The sequence below is a fragment of the Candidatus Alistipes pullistercoris genome (assembly GCF_027665465.1).
In the GTDB taxonomy this organism is placed as follows: Bacteria; Bacteroidota; Bacteroidia; order Bacteroidales; family Rikenellaceae; genus Alistipes_A; species Alistipes_A hominis.
The window spans coordinates 68717-84356 of the sequence record NZ_JAQDED010000010.1; the positions used below are offsets into that span (position 1 = coordinate 68717).

14 protein-coding genes are annotated in these 15640 nt (G+C 57.3%); 6 read left to right on the forward strand and 8 right to left on the reverse strand.

Going from position 1 to position 15640, the window contains the following annotated elements:
* Positions 1–3 precede the first annotated feature (3 nt).
* Genes rsmI through PGR91_RS11945 form a run of 5 tightly spaced genes read left to right on the forward strand, consistent with a single transcriptional unit; the run spans position 4 to position 4829 of the window.
* Complete coding sequence (rsmI, locus tag PGR91_RS11925; protein WP_118657068.1) at positions 4–717, forward strand: 16S rRNA (cytidine(1402)-2'-O)-methyltransferase; 714 nt, start codon at positions 4–6, stop codon at positions 715–717.
* A 19-nt stretch (positions 718–736) separates the two neighbouring features.
* Positions 737–2095, forward strand: coding sequence for a TIGR00341 family protein (locus PGR91_RS11930; RefSeq protein WP_101573389.1), 1359 nt, complete (start codon positions 737–739; stop codon positions 2093–2095).
* 1 nt (position 2096) lies between these two features.
* Complete coding sequence (locus PGR91_RS11935) at positions 2097–2885, forward strand: inositol monophosphatase family protein (RefSeq protein ID WP_228385779.1); 789 nt, start codon at positions 2097–2099, stop codon at positions 2883–2885.
* Positions 2882–3811 (forward strand): lysophospholipid acyltransferase family protein, encoded by a 930-nt coding sequence (locus tag PGR91_RS11940; RefSeq protein ID WP_055206178.1) that lies wholly within the window; start codon positions 2882–2884, stop codon positions 3809–3811. The genes PGR91_RS11935 and PGR91_RS11940 overlap by 4 nt, the downstream gene beginning before the upstream one ends.
* Before the next feature lie 7 nt (positions 3812–3818).
* Positions 3819–4829, forward strand: a complete 1011-nt coding sequence (locus tag PGR91_RS11945; RefSeq protein ID WP_118457158.1) for a glycosyltransferase family 2 protein — start codon at positions 3819–3821, stop codon at positions 4827–4829.
* A gap of 48 nt (positions 4830–4877) precedes the next feature.
* On the opposite strand, the gene PGR91_RS11950 is transcribed toward PGR91_RS11945, so the two are convergent.
* The 6 genes from PGR91_RS11950 to prmC all read right to left on the reverse strand — a co-directional run bounded on the left by PGR91_RS11950 (position 4878) and on the right by prmC (position 10090).
* Positions 4878–5177, reverse strand: coding sequence for an HAD family hydrolase (locus PGR91_RS11950; protein WP_259336741.1), 300 nt, complete (start codon positions 5175–5177; stop codon positions 4878–4880).
* 7 nt (positions 5178–5184) lie between these two features.
* Entirely contained in the window at positions 5185–5571 is a 387-nt protein-coding gene (locus PGR91_RS11955) for an HAD family hydrolase (RefSeq protein ID WP_259336742.1), read from the reverse strand.
* A gap of 4 nt (positions 5572–5575) precedes the next feature.
* Complete coding sequence (locus PGR91_RS11960; RefSeq protein ID WP_182424263.1) at positions 5576–7303, reverse strand: M23 family metallopeptidase; 1728 nt, start codon at positions 7301–7303, stop codon at positions 5576–5578.
* Between the two features lie 40 nt (positions 7304–7343).
* Positions 7344–8441, reverse strand: coding sequence for a tight junction protein ZO-3 (locus PGR91_RS11965; protein ID WP_147387412.1), 1098 nt, complete (start codon positions 8439–8441; stop codon positions 7344–7346).
* A 336-nt stretch (positions 8442–8777) separates the two neighbouring features.
* On the reverse strand, positions 8778–9260 hold the full coding sequence (locus PGR91_RS11970) for a regulatory protein RecX (protein WP_118657046.1): 483 nt from the start codon (positions 9258–9260) through the stop codon (positions 8778–8780).
* Positions 9251–10090, reverse strand: a complete 840-nt coding sequence (prmC, locus tag PGR91_RS11975; protein ID WP_118657048.1) for a peptide chain release factor N(5)-glutamine methyltransferase — start codon at positions 10088–10090, stop codon at positions 9251–9253. The genes PGR91_RS11970 and prmC overlap by 10 nt, the downstream gene beginning before the upstream one ends.
* Positions 10091–10257: 167 nt before the next feature.
* Here prmC and PGR91_RS11980 point away from each other — a divergent pair, with 167 nt between their 5' ends.
* The gene (locus tag PGR91_RS11980; protein ID WP_118657050.1) at positions 10258–13089 is read left to right on the forward strand and encodes a M16 family metallopeptidase; all 2832 of its coding nucleotides are present in this window, start codon (positions 10258–10260) and stop codon (positions 13087–13089) included.
* A 70-nt stretch (positions 13090–13159) separates the two neighbouring features.
* Here PGR91_RS11980 and PGR91_RS11985 read toward each other — a convergent pair whose 3' ends face one another.
* Positions 13160–13807 carry an NAD(P)-dependent oxidoreductase gene (locus PGR91_RS11985; protein ID WP_118657070.1) on the reverse strand — a complete coding sequence of 216 codons (648 nt, stop codon included), beginning with the start codon at positions 13805–13807 and terminating at the stop codon, positions 13160–13162.
* Positions 13808–13963: 156 nt separating this feature from the next.
* Positions 13964–15640: a hypothetical protein gene (locus PGR91_RS11990; protein WP_118657052.1), complete on the reverse strand. Its 1677-nt coding sequence runs from the start codon at positions 15638–15640 to the stop codon at positions 13964–13966.

Below are 15640 nucleotides of genomic sequence, written 5' to 3' on the forward strand. Positions count from 1 at the left end.
CCGATGGCCAGGCTGTATCTCGTCCCGACCCCGATCGGAAACATGGATGATATCACGCTGCGGGCGGTCAAAGTCCTCTCGTCGGTCGATGTGATCCTGGCCGAGGACACCCGAACTTCCCAGGTATTACTAAAACATCTGGGAATCGAGAAAAAGATGTGGAGCCACCATAAGTTCAACGAACACGCCGCCGTCGAAGCGGTCGCGCAGACGATCGTCGACGGACAAAACATAGCGCTGATCTCCGACGCAGGCACGCCCGGCATCTCCGATCCCGGTTTCCTACTGGTACGCACCTGCATCGAACACGGCATCGACGTAGAAACATTGCCCGGCGCTACGGCATTCGTTCCGGCGCTGATCGACAGCGGATTCCCGTGCGACCGGTTCTGTTTCGAAGGCTTCCTGCCCCCTAAGAAGGGCCGCTCCAAACGGTTGCAACAATTGGCGACCGAAGAACGCACGATGATTTTCTACGAATCGCCTTACCGGCTGGTAAAAACGCTGGAGCAGTTCGCGGAACTGTTCGGCGGCGACCGTCCCGCATCCGTATCGCGCGAACTAACCAAAAAATTCGAAGAAACCGTACGCGGCTCCCTCGCCGAACTGACCCGCCGTTTTTCGGAACGCGAGCCCAAAGGCGAAATCGTCCTGATCGTCGCCGGCAAGCCGCGCCGGGAACGCACGGACGACAGGAGCAATCACGAGACAGAATAAAATATCTTAGGAAAGAACCATGAGCAACCGTTCCCCGCACCACTTGTCCGAAGCCCTCCGCAGCTTTCTCCGCAGCCGGTTCGATCTCAGCGCCGACAAGGCTTCCGAGGAAGAGGTGGTCGACAACATCCGCAAGGGCGTGGAGTTCAAGGGCACGAACCTATGGGTGCTGATTTTCGCCACGTTCGTCGCTTCGCTGGGACTCAACGTCAACTCGACGGCCGTTATCATCGGAGCCATGCTGATCTCGCCGCTGATGGGGCCGATCATGGGCATGGGACTGTCCGTCGGGATCAACGATTTCGAGTTGCTGAAACGCTCGCTGCGCAACTTCGGTTTCATGGTGCTGGCCAGCATTTTCACCTCGACGCTCTACTTTTTCATTTCGCCGCTCAGCGGGGCCCAGAGCGAACTGTTGGCACGCACGACACCGACGACCTACGACGTGCTGATCGCCTTTTTCGGCGGCCTGGCCGGAATCGTCGCCCAATCGCGCAAGGACCGTACGTCTACGGTCATCCCCGGCGTAGCCATCGCTACGGCGCTGATGCCGCCGCTGTGTACGGCCGGATTCGGATTAGCCACCCTGCAATTCAAATACTTCATCGGAGCGTTCTATCTGTTCTTTATCAATACGGTCTTCATCGCGATCGCCACGTTCATCGTCGTGCGCTTTCTGCACTACTCGAAAAAGGAGTTCGTCGACAAAAACCGCGAAATGCGGGTCAGACGCTCGATCCTGCTGATCGTGTTGGTCACGATCATCCCGAGCGTAGTGATCGGCTACCGGATCGTCAAACGCAGCCTTTTCGAAAACGACGTAAAACGATACGTGAATACGGTATTCCAGTTCCCGAAAACGAAGGTCATCGAACATACCGGCATTTACCGGCCCGACAACGGGGAGAGTTACGTGGAGATTTACCTGATCGGCGAACCGATCTCGGACGAAATGATCGAAAACGCACGACTGCAAATGCCGCAGTACAACCTGCGGGACGTCCGTCTGGTCGTCCGCCAAAGCGGCGAAACGGACAACCTGAATTTTTCGACGCTGCAAACCGGTTATCAGGAACTGCTATCCGAAAAAAACATTCGGATCAGGGAACTGGAAACGAAACTGTCGGCCTTTGCGACCGACACGCTGGCCGTCCGGGACATCACGGTCGAAATGCGCACGCTGGTGCCCGATCTGCACGACGTAACGCTTTCGAAAGCGGTGCGTTACAATACGGACAAAACGCCGGCCGACACGCTGGTGCTCTGCGTCATGCATCTGAACAAAGGAAAAAAACTCGCAGCCGGAGAACGGGAACGGATCGAGCAATGGCTGCGGGTACGAACCAAAACGGACAGTTTAAAACTATATACGGAATAAAATGCTGGATTACCGAGCAATATGCCTCAGCGCATGCGACCTGGCGCGCGAAGCGGGCGCCTACATCGCCGAACAGCGCAAAAGTTTCACGTTCGCGGACGTGGAGTTCAAAGGCGCGCAGAACCTGGTCTCATATGTCGACAAGCAGACCGAAAAGATGATCGTCGAACGGCTTCGCGAACTGACTCCCGACGCAGGATTCATCACCGAAGAAGGGACCGTGACCGCCGCCGTCGAAGGACAGCCGCTCAAATGGATCGTCGATCCGCTGGACGGCACGACCAATTTCGTGCACGATTTCTCGCCGTATTGCGTCAGCATCGCGCTGATGGACGAAGACGAGCTGACGGCGGGCGTGATTTACGAAGTGACCCGGGACGAACTGTTTTACGCCTGGCGCGGATCGTACGCCTATCTGAACGGGCAGCGCATCCGGGTTTCGGCGACCGACAAACTCGAAAACGCGCTGATCGCCATCGGATTCTCCTACGCGGCGCTGAACAAGACCGACGGGTTCGTGGACAGCCTCGTCCATTTTCAGAACACCACTAATGGAATCCGACGCGTAGGATCGGCCGCCGCAGACCTCGCTTATGTGGCCTGCGGACGCTGCGACGCTTTTTACCATACGGGACTCTCCCCGTGGGACGTAGCCGCAGGCGTTCTGATTGCCCGGCAGGCCGGAGCGCGGATCACCGACTATGCAGGCGGAGACGACTATCTGTTCGGACGGCAGATTATCGCTTGCACGCCGAACATTTACGAAGACTTCAAGCAAAAAGTACGATGACTACGGGCGGCAGGATACAATATGCGTTGCTGATGGGCGCATGCCGGATAACGGGCATGTTCCCGAACCGGCTGTTGTATCATGCGCTAGCCCCTTTCATCTGTTTCGTCCTGCACCGGATCGTCCGCTACCGGCTGACCGTCGTGCGCACGAACCTGTCGAACTCATTCCCGGAAAAAAGCGCAGCGGAACTCCGTGAGATCGAAACGAAATTCTACCGCCACCTGTCCGAAGTCTTCGTGGACACGATCAAACTCGCGACGATCTCGCGCAAGGAGATCCTCGAACGGATGGTTTACCGCGACGTGGAAGCGCAGGAAGAGGCCATGCGCGGACGCAACTGGATCTCGGCGATGTCCCACTACGGATCGTGGGAACTGACGATCAACTACGCCTGCCACAGCGACCACCGGGTACTGGCCGTCTACCGCCCGCTGCACAGCGAGGCGTTCGACCTCTTCTACCACAAAGCCCGATCCCGTTTCGGCACGCAGCCGGTTCCGATGAACAACATCCTGCAGGAAACGCTGAAATCCAAACGCAAAGGGGCCCGGCCGGTCAGTGTCGCGCTGATCGCCGACCAGACGCCGCCTTGGCACGAAATCAAGCACTGGTACCGGTTCCTGGGACAGGACACGCCATTTTTTTCGGGCGTGGAAAAAATGGCGTTGCGGTTGAAAATGCCGGTCTACTTCATGTATGTCCGCAAAACCTCGCCGCAGCATTACGAAGCGGAACTGCAACGAATCTACGACGGCGAAGAAGCGGTCGCTCCGCACGAAATCACCGAACGCTACATCAGCCGGCTCGAGGCGATGATTCGGGAAACGCCCGAATTGTGGATGTGGTCGCACCGACGGTGGAAGCATAAAAAACCCGCGGATTACGACATCACCCATTCCGAAAAAGAAACCGAAGCCCGATAACCCGCCTATGAAACCGGTCAAAGTCGTTATCCTAAACTGGAACGGCCGTTCGCACCTCGAACGGTTCCTGCCGGTGCTGGTCGCCCGTACCCCCGGCGCAGACATCGTCGTCGCCGACAACGGATCGACGGACGATTCGGCGGATTTCATCCGGGCGCGGTTTCCGCAGGTTGAACTGCTGTTGCTGGATCGGAATTACGGCTTTGCCGAAGGATACAACCGGGCCCTGGCCCGGATCGAAGCCGACTACTGCGTCCTGCTCAATTCGGACGTCGAGGTGACCGAAGGATGGCTCGCTCCGCTGGTGGAACTGCTCGAACGGGACTCGGCGGCGGCGGCCGTCGCTCCCAAGATCCGTTCCTACGCCAATCCCGGCAAATTCGAATACGCCGGGGCCGCCGGCGGCTTCATCGATTTTTTGGGCTATCCGTTCTGCCGCGGGCGAATCCTCGACACGATCGAGTCCGACCGGGGGCAATACGACGCCCCGCGCGAAGTGTTTTGGGCGTCGGGAGCGTGTATGCTGGTGCGCAGCGAAGTATTCCGACGACTCGGCGGCTTCGACGGCGATTTTTTCGCCCACATGGAGGAGATCGACTTCTGCTGGCGGGCGCAACTGGCCGGATACCGGATCCGGGTCGAACCGCGCAGCACGGTGTTCCATGTCGGCGGCGGAACGTTGCCGAACAACAGTCCGCAGAAAATTTACCTGAATTTCCGTAACAATCTCTGCATGTTGTTCAAGAATCTGTCGCCCGGCACTTTCTGGCCGGTACTGTTCTCCCGGATGGTACTGGACGGTATGGCGGCGCTCGTGTTCCTCGTTCAGGGCCACCCCGACTTCTTTAAAAAGGTATTCCGGGCCCACATCGATTTTCACAGGCAGCGGAAATCGCTGCACGAAAAAAGACGTGCGATCCAACGGCACCGCGTCGCGCGCCCGCACGGTATCCTGCGCAACAGCATCATCCTACTGCACGCCTTCGGCTACCGCACTTTCGACAAAGTCATGCGGTAGACCATGCTTATTCCCAGGTAAATTTCCTGCCGGAAATCCGCCTGCTTCCTATGCGCCAACCGTTAAGAGATTTCGGTCGAAATCGTCGAAACTGCGAATCACCCGGGCGACGCCGTCCAGTCGCGCCAGCACCGCAGGGTCCGTCGCCCCGGAATCCATTGCCACGATGTATCCGGCGCCGGCCCGCCGGGCGGCTTCGATCCCCGAAACGGCATCTTCGACGACCACGCAACGAGACGGAGCAAGCCCGATCGTGCGAGCCGCTTTCAGGTAAATGTCCGGATTCGGCTTACCGGGCAGTGTTCCGTCGTCATAGACGATCTTTTCCGGATCGAACCAACGCTCCAAACCGAAACTACGGATGAAGAAAGGTCACGTTGACGATCTCCGAAGCCGTCGCGATCGTACGGGGGATTCGACGCTCTTTGATCCAATCCAGCAATTCGACCGCTCCCGGAGCCAGGTGAAAACGCTCCCGGTCTTTCAAACACAGTTCCCGGTAAATCTCCTCTTTCTCGGCCATCAGCCGCAGCACTTCGTCGTCGGGCACGTCGCGTTCGAGCAAGTATTCGAAAATCGACTTGCCACTGCGGCCGTGCATACGCCGCTGCATCTCCTGTTTCCCGAACGCCCGCCCGCGCAAACGCATCGAAATAATCTCCCACGACTCTTCCTGCTTGTCCGAATCGAAAAAAAGCGTGCCGTTGAAATCGAAAATGATCCCCGAATAGCCCGTTTTCATTTTTTCACCTTCTGTAATTGCCTTTAAATACGGTTTTGTTCCCCTTGCCGTCGGCCACGGTCAGCACCAGGACATGCGTCGTTTCCCGACTCCAACGGCCGTCGTCGAAATAGTGCGTCAGCGTAGCGGTCTTCGGGTCGTATTCGAACAAAGCCCATTTGCCGTCGATGGTCGCACTGTAAGAACCGATCCCCGAAAAGTCGTCCGATATCTTAAACGACAGCGTTTTGCGAGACGCGAAGTCGTCGCCGCTCTTGAACTGCGGCGTAATCCGCGGAGCGACCGTGTCCACCGCAATGTAATACGTTCCGAAACTGCGCGTCTCGGTCGTCACGCGCCCCTCTTTCCAGGCTCCGCCGGCGGCGCTGCGACCGCCGTCGCGTCCGACCGTCGCAAGCAACGCTTTGCTACGCAGTTCCGCGGGCAGTTCCGACGCGTCGATGCTGACCGTCACCGCGCCCTGCAACGGCACGTCCGGTGTATGGATCGCATACAGCGGCGAGTAGGCGTATCTCTGCTTCGGCTTTTCCGAAAGATCCAACAGAATCGATTCGTAAAGCGCGCCCCGGGGAACCGACAGCGACAGGCCGCCTTGCTGATGGCGAAAATCTTTCGTCCAGTCGACCGGAATCCCGTCCGGAACGACCTGAGGCGCCGACAACCCCCGAACGACCCGGAAAGCGAGCCGCGACGCATTGCCGCAATCGTCCGTCAGTTCGATCCCGACCTCGTGACGACCGTCGTCGTCGAGCGTCAGCAAGCCGTTTCGCACCGTCTTACGGTACACCGGCAGGCGGTTGTTCGGCAATTTGTAAAGCCGGTAAACCCCGTTGCGCGTAGCGCGGGACTGCGGATAGAGCGCCGCCGCGTAACAATAGCGCCCCACGTCGAACCCGATCCGATCGACAACCATCGAAAAAGCCGGCTTACCGTCGTAAGTCACGTCGAAAGCGTAAACGCCCATCGGGTTGTCGGTGCCGTTCTTCTTCTCCTCGGCTTCGACGGCAAAATACCCGTTGCGGGCGACACGCAACGCGGCCGTATCGAGCAGCGTATAATTTCCCCGCGCATCGCGGCGCACCGAAAGTTTCCAGCGCACCGTATGTACCGGAACACCCTGAACCGTGTCGACCCCGATGTAATAAAGCACGACCGGTTTCGGCGGAATCGTATCCCTGACCTGCAACATGCCGCGCGCAAGCAGGTTCAGCGGACGCTGCGAATCGGTTTCGCGCACTTCCAGATGCAGGTGCGGGCCGCCCGAAGAACCCCGGTTGCCCGACAGGGCGATCTGTTCGCCCTGCTTGAAGACGAATTTGCCGGCAGGCGGCGTAACATCCACAGCGAACGATTTGCGGGCATACTGGATCTCATGGATATACCGCTCGATCGAGTCCGAAAAACGTTCCAGGTGACCGTAAACGCTCGTCGTACCGTTCGGATGGTTTATGTACAGGGCCTTGCCGAATCCGGACGGACTGACGGCGATGCGGACGACCGTGCCGTCGGCGATCGCACGGATCGGCTTGTTGATCACGCCCTGAGTCTTGATGTCGATGCCCGAATGGAAATGGTTGCCGCGCAACTCCCCGTAATTGGCCGACAACAGCATCGAGAAAGCGACCGGCGAAACGAATCCGAACTCAGTGGCCATCGCCGGATGCGGCGTATACTGGGCCGGCGACGCTCCGGCGCAACAAACCGCCGCCGACAATACAATCCATTTTTTCATTTTACTTCCTGCAAAAACCATTTTCACCATTTTCATATTATTAATCGCCCTGATCCTCGTTCGGGTTTTCCGTTACCGTTATTCGTAAAGGCTTTCCGTCGCGAACAATATCAAACACCTTCGTATCCTGTTTAAAAATTACCGCAGCATTTTCATCGGACAACCCCTTTCCCCGTTCGTACCGATAACCGTTCACGGCCACCACCTCGTCGCCCTCTCTCAGTCCCGCCTGCTTGTAACGATTTTCTGCATAGTCCGCTATCTTAACCACGATAAATCTCCCATCGGTATCGGGTCGCACCAAAAGATGAAACCGACGGTGATTCGGATTCACCACCCGCCGGAAATTCCGGATGGGTTGCAACCCCAGCCGACCGTTCCTCATATCGAAAAACACATTGAAACGCCTAAGGAAATTCTGGCCGATCAGATATTGCGTACCTACCATAAGCGGATCGTCGAAAGTATAAATCCGCAAGGAATCCATCGCGAAATTCCCAAACATCCTAGCATCGACCGTATAACGACGAGAACTACCATTTCCATAACCGGTATATACGGCCTCTTTCTCTTCGAAAAGGCCCAATTCTTCGGCAGGATGCATCAGCACGACGTCCCACGGCATTCCTGTGTCGATCATAAATGTCCGGTCGATCGTCAGCGTATCACCGTCGGCACACGTGACTTTCAGGGGAATCCGGACATAAAGAGTGCTATCTCTCTGTCCTTCCACGAAAGGAAGCAGAAAACACTCTTCCGGCAATACGAAGCCGGCAGCCGGATGAATTTCCAGGTAATCGTGCTCGAAATTTAACTCCCAAACGCGCGTAGTATCATTAGCCGGAATATTGAACGCCCCGTTGTTGGCGGCATTGTTCATGATCCTCTTCCAATTTTTAACAAAGCAATATCCATATTTCATGCGGTCGCCGCAAACGGCCAGTTCCAACGGATGCCAATATAATGAACACGACGACTTATCATATGTCCACCCGACGTCCACCATTTCAGCCATCACGTCCGGAGCCCCTTTCCATGCATCCAAAGGATATTCTGCACAAAAAGAAGAATCGATCGAAAGATATCCCAAAGCAGCACCCGTATCGAAGACCAGATCGACCGACAGGCTGTCGTTCAAACCGACCGGAATCATTATTTTACGGTCAGCCGGATCAACTTTGAAATACGCCCTGCGGGATTCGGTTTCCGTATGGCATGCGATCGACAGCATCGAAACGCAACAACATATTATCCCGAAAATTACAAAAGGCCGATCCATCATGAAACAAACGGTCAGGCGACGAAAAACACGACATATTCCTCGTCCGTCCGGCTTGATGCCACAGGAAACTTTCTGTTTGATTTTCCGTATTTTTTTCATTCAGCAGCTATTATGTATCGTTTACGTTCGATTCGTCAGCCCGGGCACCGACGAAAACCTTTTTCAACCCGTTTACTTTGTCAAACAGACAATTTATTCCCCATTGTCAACCAGCCGGTCGACCAGACCGCCCACCGTTTCGAAATCGAAACCGAGTCCGACACCGTAGCGCAACAATTTGCCGCGCAATTCGTAACCGTTGCGGGCCCGGATCGCTTGCATCTTCCGGCGCAATTGCTCTTCGAGCTTACCGCGCATAAACTGCGGATCGATCTGACGAAGGGCCTCTTCGATCAACATTTCGGGAATCTGTTTCGCCCGCAACGCCGCGCGGATCTTGTAAACGCCCCAACGGCTCAGACCGGTCTTTTCCCGGACATAGGCCTCGGCGTAGCGCCGTTCGTCAATAAACCTTTCGCGCAGCAGCGTATCGACGATCCGCTGCCGGTCAGCCTCCGCAACGCCCCACCGAACAAGCGACCGACGGGCGTCCGACACGGCTACTTCGCTTTTGGCGCAACGGTACATCAGCATCCTCAAAGCCTGTTCCGGCGTTTTCGTTCTTTTTACTTCCATACGGCCTCCGTTATTCTCGGCTTTCCGAACAGGTCGGCCGTCAGTTTCACATCCGCATAACCGAGCGAGCCGAGCAGCGCGGTCACTTCGTCCCCGAAACGCTCGTTGATCTCGAACCAAAGCGCTCCGCCGGGCGCCAGCAAGCTCCTCCCCCGTTCAGCGATTACGCGGTAAAACAGCAACGGATCGTCATCGCCGACGAACAGCGCGCGGTGCGGCTCGTGCTTCAGTACGTTCGGACGCATCTCGGCTTTCTCGCCGAGGGTCACATAAGGCGGATTGCTGACTACCAGATCGAATCGTCCCCCGGGTTGCCGCGTCAGGATGTCGCAGCATTCGAAACGGACGCGGCCGCCGCAAAGGCTTCCGTTTCGCCCGGCGACGGCCAGCACCGTCTCGGAAACGTCGATCCCCGTCACTTCGGCGTCGGGCAGTTCCGCCGCAAGCGTCACGGCGATGCAACCGCTTCCCGTCCCGACGTCGAGAATCCGCATTCCGCTGCGTCCTTTGTATCGGTCGACGATGCGACGCACCATCTCCTCAGTCTCCGGACGCGGAATCAGCACCCCTTCGCGGACGGCGAACTTCCTGCCGAGAAAATAGGCGAACCCGGCAATATACTGGGCCGGGCGACAGTCGCGTATCTCGGCCAGGATGTCGGGCAGGTCTTCCCGGTCGGGACAAGGAGCGTCCGGCTCGACGATCACATCGGTAAACCGCATACCCAGCCGTCCTTCGCAAACGAACGCTGCGAACGCCCTCGCCTCCCGCCGGTCGTAAACGCCGGCGGCGGCATCGTATATGCAGTCCCACAATTCGCGTCGGGTCATAGTCGCTCTTTTGACGCAAAGATACAAAAACCGGCTGCGCCGGAAAACAAAAAATCCGGTCGGCGGCCAGGTTTTTCACTCTTTTTCTTCATTCGGAACCATAATATGCTAAATTTGTACGTTCCTTTAAAAGTGAAACCAAATGACGTTAAACACAGATCGGATCCATGAGAAACAAACTGATGCTTCCGTTGCTGGCATGTACCCTTTTGAGTATGAATAGTTGCGGAAATAAAAACAACGACGACAGCGTATCGCTCGATTACGAGAAATACGTCCTCGCGAACGGCCTCGAGGTCGTTCTTCACCACGATGACTCCGACCCGGTAGTGTCGGTGGCCATCCAGTATCACGTAGGCAGCAACCGCGAAAAGCCGGGCAAAACCGGTTTCGCGCACTTCTTCGAACACATGCTGTTCCAGCGCTCCGAAAACCTGCCGCGCAACGCCTTTTTCCAAAAAATCGACGCGATGGGCGGAACGTTCAACGGCGGCACGAGCAACGACGGCACCGTCTACTACGAAACCGTCCCGCGCGATGCGTTGGAAAAAGTGCTGTGGATGGAGTCCGACCGGATGGGCTATTTCATCAACACGGTGACCGAAGGCGGACTGAAACGCGAAATCGACGTCGTATCGAACGAAAAACGACAGGGCGAAAACGCTCCGTACGGACTGGCTTTCGACCTGGTGTTCAAAAACCTGTTCCCCGAAGGACATCCGTACAGTTGGACGGTGATCGGCGAAATTCCCGATTTGAGAAGCGCGACCGTCGAAGACGTCAAGGAGTTCTACGAACGGTATTACCTTCCGGGCAACGCCACGTTGGTCGTCGCCGGCGATTTCGACCCGGCTCAGACCAAAGCGCTGATCGAAAAATATTTCGGGGAGATTCCCGCCCGGCCCGTTCCGGAGGCCCCGAAAACATGGAACGTCGAACTCGACGCGACGCGCAAAATTTCTTACGAGGACACGTTCTGCAATGCGCCGATGCTGATTCTCGCCTACCCGGGCGTCGAAGCCTACCACCGGGACGGTTATGCGCTCGACTTTTTGACGAACTTGCTCGCCGGAGATAAAAAATCCCCGCTGTACAAAGTACTCGTCGAGGAGCGCAAACTGGCGCCCGAAGTGGAGATGTTCAACTACCAGCTCGAAATATCAGGCATGATCGTATTCGACGCCAAGACATTCCCCGGCGTAAAACTGGACGACGTGAAGGCCGCTTACGACGAAGCGCTGGCGCGTTTCGAGCGGGACGGCATCGACCCGAAAGACCTCGAACGGTATAAGATCACCGAAGAGACGCGCACCTACAACCGGCTGACTTCGACCAACGGCAAGGCGCTCGCCATGGCGCACGACAACGTATTCGGCGGAACGCCCGACCGGATGCTAAAAGAACTCGACGCTTACCGCTCCGTAACGGCGGACGACGTAATGCGCGTCTACGAAAAATACGTCAAAGGCCGCAACCTACTCGCCGTCAGTATCTACCCGGAAGGAGAAGCCTCTCTGGCGCTGACCGGATCGACACAGATAGCACCCGAGCAGGAGACGATCGGCGAGCAGCAGATGAACGCCGAATCGGGAGCCGTCGCAGACGATCCGTACGAAAAAACGCCGTCGCGGTTCGACCGCAGCGTCGAACCGGACCTGCTGCCTAACACGCCCGAACTGAAAATCCCGGAAATATGGAGCGCAGTGCTCGGCAACGGAATGACGGTCAAAGGGATCGAATATTGCGAACTGCCGCTCGTGAATTTCACGATCGAACTGAACGACGGTATGCTGCTCGACGATCCGGACAAGGTGGGAGTCGCCTACCTGACCGCACAGATGCTCAACGAAGGCACCGCTTCGCGGACGCCCGAAGAACTCGAAGACGCGATCGGGCAACTCGGCGCCCAGATCCGGGTCGCCGCCGCGCGCGAATCGATGACCGTCTCCGGAAATTGCCTGAAACGGAACTTTCCGCAGGTCATGGCGCTGGTCGGAGAAATGCTGCTGTCGCCGCGTTGGGACGAAAAATCGTTCGCCGTGGTCAAAGAGCGGGCGCTCGACAACATCCGCCAGCGCAGTGCCGAACCCAAAGCGATCGCATCGGACGTATTCAACAAAGTCATTTTCGGAGCGAACAACATTCTTTCGAACAACGTGACCGGAACCGAGGCGTCCGTACAGACGATCACGCTGGACGACCTGAAAGCGTTCTATGCGGCCCACTTCACGCCAAAAGCGGCCCGAATGAGCTTCGTCGGGGGACTGACCCGCCCGGAAGTCGAACGGGCGCTGGCTCCGCTGACCGAAAAATGGGAAGCGACAGCGGTCAGCATACCGCTGATCGACGATAATGCGGCGCGACCGGCCGCCAAGGTCTTTTTTGCGGACTACCCCGGCGCCCGCCAGTCCTACGTTATCGTCGGATCGAAAGCCATGCCCATCGCCGATCCGGACGCCTACCCGGCCGTGATCGTCAACGACAAACTCGGCGAATCGGCGGGCAGTCTGCTGTTCGAAATCCTGCGCCTGCAGCACGGATATACTTACGGGGCCTATTCAGGGTTTTCACAAGGCAACCTGATCAACACGTTCCAGGCGTGGTCGAGCGTACAGGCGACCGTCACGCGGGAATCGCTGACCTTGCTGCGCGACATTCTGAAAAACTACGGGACGGATTACTCGCAGCAGTGGCTCGACCATTCGAAAGAAGCCATGCTGCGCACGATGAACGGCGCCCTCGAAACGCCTAACGCACAGCTAAACATGCTGCGCACGATCGTGCTGTTCGGCCTGCCGGACGATTACGTCAAACAGCACGAAAACACGCTGAAAACGTTTACGCTCGACCAGGCGAAAACCGTGATCGGAAAGTACCTGAACTTCGACGACATGACCGTCGTCGTCGTGGGCGACGCCAAAACGCAGTTGGAAGGGGTGAAATCCCTCGGACTGGGCGATCCGGTGCTGGTCGATTTCAGCGGACGGCCGATCCGGTAAACGCTCCCTTTACCAAACGACGAAGCCGTTCCCATTGCGGAAACGGCTTCGTCGTTTTCGTAACCCCGGATCAATACCCGATCGTAAAACGTTCGCGGTGGTGCATCTCTTTCTCCAGTTCATCGATCATCGCCACGGCATAGTCCTCTACCGATATCCGGCTCTCTCCGGAAACGCTACGGATCAGGTCGTCCTTGCCCAGCCTGAATTTTCGGGTGCGTTCGCCCGGAACGAGGTTGGCGGCCGGACTGAAAAAGACCCAATCCAGCTCCTTTTCCGGGATCAGGTACGAATAGTAGACCTCGGCCAGTCCCTTGACGCCCGGAGCGAACGCTTCCGGAACACCCCGGTCCATCACGCGCACCCCCGGCGCAACGTACAGGCTTCCGGCCCCGCCGACGATCAGCAACCGACGGACGCCGGCTTCCTTCACGCTCCGGATAATAAGCGGGTAAACCCGCAACGTTTCCCGATAGATATCCGGGTTCCGCCAACCCGGATTGTACGCGCTGATCACGGCATCGCTGCCGGAAACCGCTCCTGCAAGGAACTGCCGGTCGGAAGCGTCGCCGGAGACGACTTCGAGTTCGGGTCGGCGGACGGTCATTTTCTCGGGATGGCGCACGATCGCCGTCACCCGGAATCCCCTTTCCAGCGCTTCGCTCAAAATGGCCGAACCGACGAATCCACTCGCACCGATAATCACAACTTTTTTCATAATCATTCCGTTTTTTCGAAGTATAACGAGATAAACCGCTTCGAACGCGACTTTCCCGGCCGCAGGCGGTTCCCCTTTCGCTACGGAATACCAAATGTTTGCCAAAATGAAAAAAACAGGGAAAATTCCGGAATTTCGTCCGGCCCGGAACGAGAATTACCGGCCGACCGATCCGAAAAACAACCACCGGATCGCATAGGCCAACGTCACCTGGTGATAGTCGTATTGCGAGGCCAGTCGTTTCCGGTAAGGGGCGATGTGCCGGCGCAGGTATCCCGGAAGCACGGAAAACGGAGCCAGCAACCGCTCGATCGGAATATCGCCGTACAGGTCGTGCAATCCCTCGTTGATCCGGAATTTGCGCGTATAACCGGTCGCACGCAGCAATCGCGACAGGACGGACGGCGGGACGGCTTCGATGATCCGGCGGCTCAACGGTTTGGACGCACGCGGCGGACAAAGTTCGTTTTCGAACGGGATACCCTTCAGCTTCGCATCCAACCAACCGTGTTTCTCGCCGTAAAAAAAGAAGCTCCGGTTCAGTTTGGCCGGCACGTCCATATCCTGCCAAAAAGCGGTCAGGTCGTTATCCCACCACGGAGTGCGCCATCCGTAACCGAAAAATTCGTATACCCTCAGGCTGTGCATGATAAACTTGGCCTGCCGCTCTTGCCAGTCGAAACATTCCGGAAAACCGTTCGACGAAACGCCCGTATCGTTCAGTATCCGCCCGATTTCGCGTTGCAGCGCACGATCCGGCCGCCGGGAACCCCAATTAGAGAAATGCCTCTGCACGGCTTCCGCCGCCTGTGTCGACGTCTGGATAGCGCAAACCTGCGGGGTCAGGTGGCTGCCCGCCAGAAAATCGAGCGTATGTCCCGGAACGAACAGATCGCCGCGCTGTAGAATGCCGCGCCGGCCGAGTTCGTAAACAGCCGCGAAATCCTGCGTATGAGGCATACTCGACGCGCAACAGGACGCGAAACGGAAATACCGATCGAGCAATCCCTGCTCCCGGATCGCATCGAACAGTCCGCGCGTATACTCTACGAAATGCCATTCGTACCCGAACGCTTCGGCCACTTCGCGACTCAGGCGAGACTGCGGGTTTTCCGGAACGCCGTACGAATAGCAAACGACGTTACGGATACCGGCCTTATACAAATAATTGACAATCAATCGGGAGTCATGTCCCCCGCTCAACGGGACGATCCAGTTTCGCACGTCGGGGGCGCTCTCGGTCATCCGCCGGATCGCCTGCGCGAAAAGCGTATCCGCTGTCCGTACCCCTTCCGCCGGGTCGGGCGTCACGTTCATTTTCGGATCGTAAAGGAAATAGCGTTCGGATTCCGTCTCCGCATCCCGCAGGCGGACTATCTCGGCAGCCTGCACGGCAAAAATGTCCCGGAACACCGTCCGCTGTCCAATGACGAAACCCGACAGAAGAAACTGCTCCATTGCCCCGGAATCGATTTCCGGTTGCATTCCGGTATCTTCCATCGCCCGCAGCAGGTCGTCCGTCACCAGCCATGCGTCCCGGAACCGGGTCCGGCACAACGGAAAAGAACGAAGTCGGTCGGTCGCCGCACACAATGCGCCGTCCCGCTGTAGGACGATGGCAAAACAGCCGTTCAACTCCCGAACGAACTCCCCGAAGGCGCCGGCATCCGCAGCCGCGGAAGCGACCAGTCTACAGAAAGCGGCCCCTTCGTAAACGGCATCCCGGTAACGGACATTTCCCTTCACGCAAACCATACCGGCGTCATGCTGCTCGGTAAACCAGTCCAGGCCGTAAAGCAAGATACGATTTTTCGTAGCGGAGACGGTTCGCAT

What these genes read in the sequence shown, in the direction of transcription:
- rsmI (WP_118657068.1), top strand. Translation starts at nt 4, where the DNA reads ATGGCCAGGCTGTATCTCGTCCCGACCCCGATCGGAAACATGGATGAT.
- PGR91_RS11930 (WP_101573389.1), top strand. Translation starts at nt 737, where the DNA reads ATGAGCAACCGTTCCCCGCACCACTTGTCCGAAGCCCTCCGCAGCTTT.
- PGR91_RS11935 (WP_228385779.1), top strand. Translation starts at nt 2,097, where the DNA reads ATGCTGGATTACCGAGCAATATGCCTCAGCGCATGCGACCTGGCGCGC.
- PGR91_RS11940 (WP_055206178.1), top strand. Translation starts at nt 2,882, where the DNA reads ATGACTACGGGCGGCAGGATACAATATGCGTTGCTGATGGGCGCATGC.
- PGR91_RS11945 (WP_118457158.1), top strand. Translation starts at nt 3,819, where the DNA reads ATGAAACCGGTCAAAGTCGTTATCCTAAACTGGAACGGCCGTTCGCAC.
- PGR91_RS11955 (WP_259336742.1), bottom strand. Translation starts at nt 5,571, where the DNA reads ATGAAAACGGGCTATTCGGGGATCATTTTCGATTTCAACGGCACGCTT.
- PGR91_RS11960 (WP_182424263.1), bottom strand. Translation starts at nt 7,303, where the DNA reads ATGAAAAAATGGATTGTATTGTCGGCGGCGGTTTGTTGCGCCGGAGCG.
- PGR91_RS11970 (WP_118657046.1), bottom strand. Translation starts at nt 9,260, where the DNA reads ATGGAAGTAAAAAGAACGAAAACGCCGGAACAGGCTTTGAGGATGCTG.
- prmC (WP_118657048.1), bottom strand. Translation starts at nt 10,090, where the DNA reads ATGACCCGACGCGAATTGTGGGACTGCATATACGATGCCGCCGCCGGC.
- PGR91_RS11980 (WP_118657050.1), top strand. Translation starts at nt 10,258, where the DNA reads ATGAGAAACAAACTGATGCTTCCGTTGCTGGCATGTACCCTTTTGAGT.
- PGR91_RS11985 (WP_118657070.1), bottom strand. Translation starts at nt 13,807, where the DNA reads ATGAAAAAAGTTGTGATTATCGGTGCGAGTGGATTCGTCGGTTCGGCC.
- PGR91_RS11990 (WP_118657052.1), bottom strand. Translation starts at nt 15,640, where the DNA reads ATGCGAACCGTCTCCGCTACGAAAAATCGTATCTTGCTTTACGGCCTG.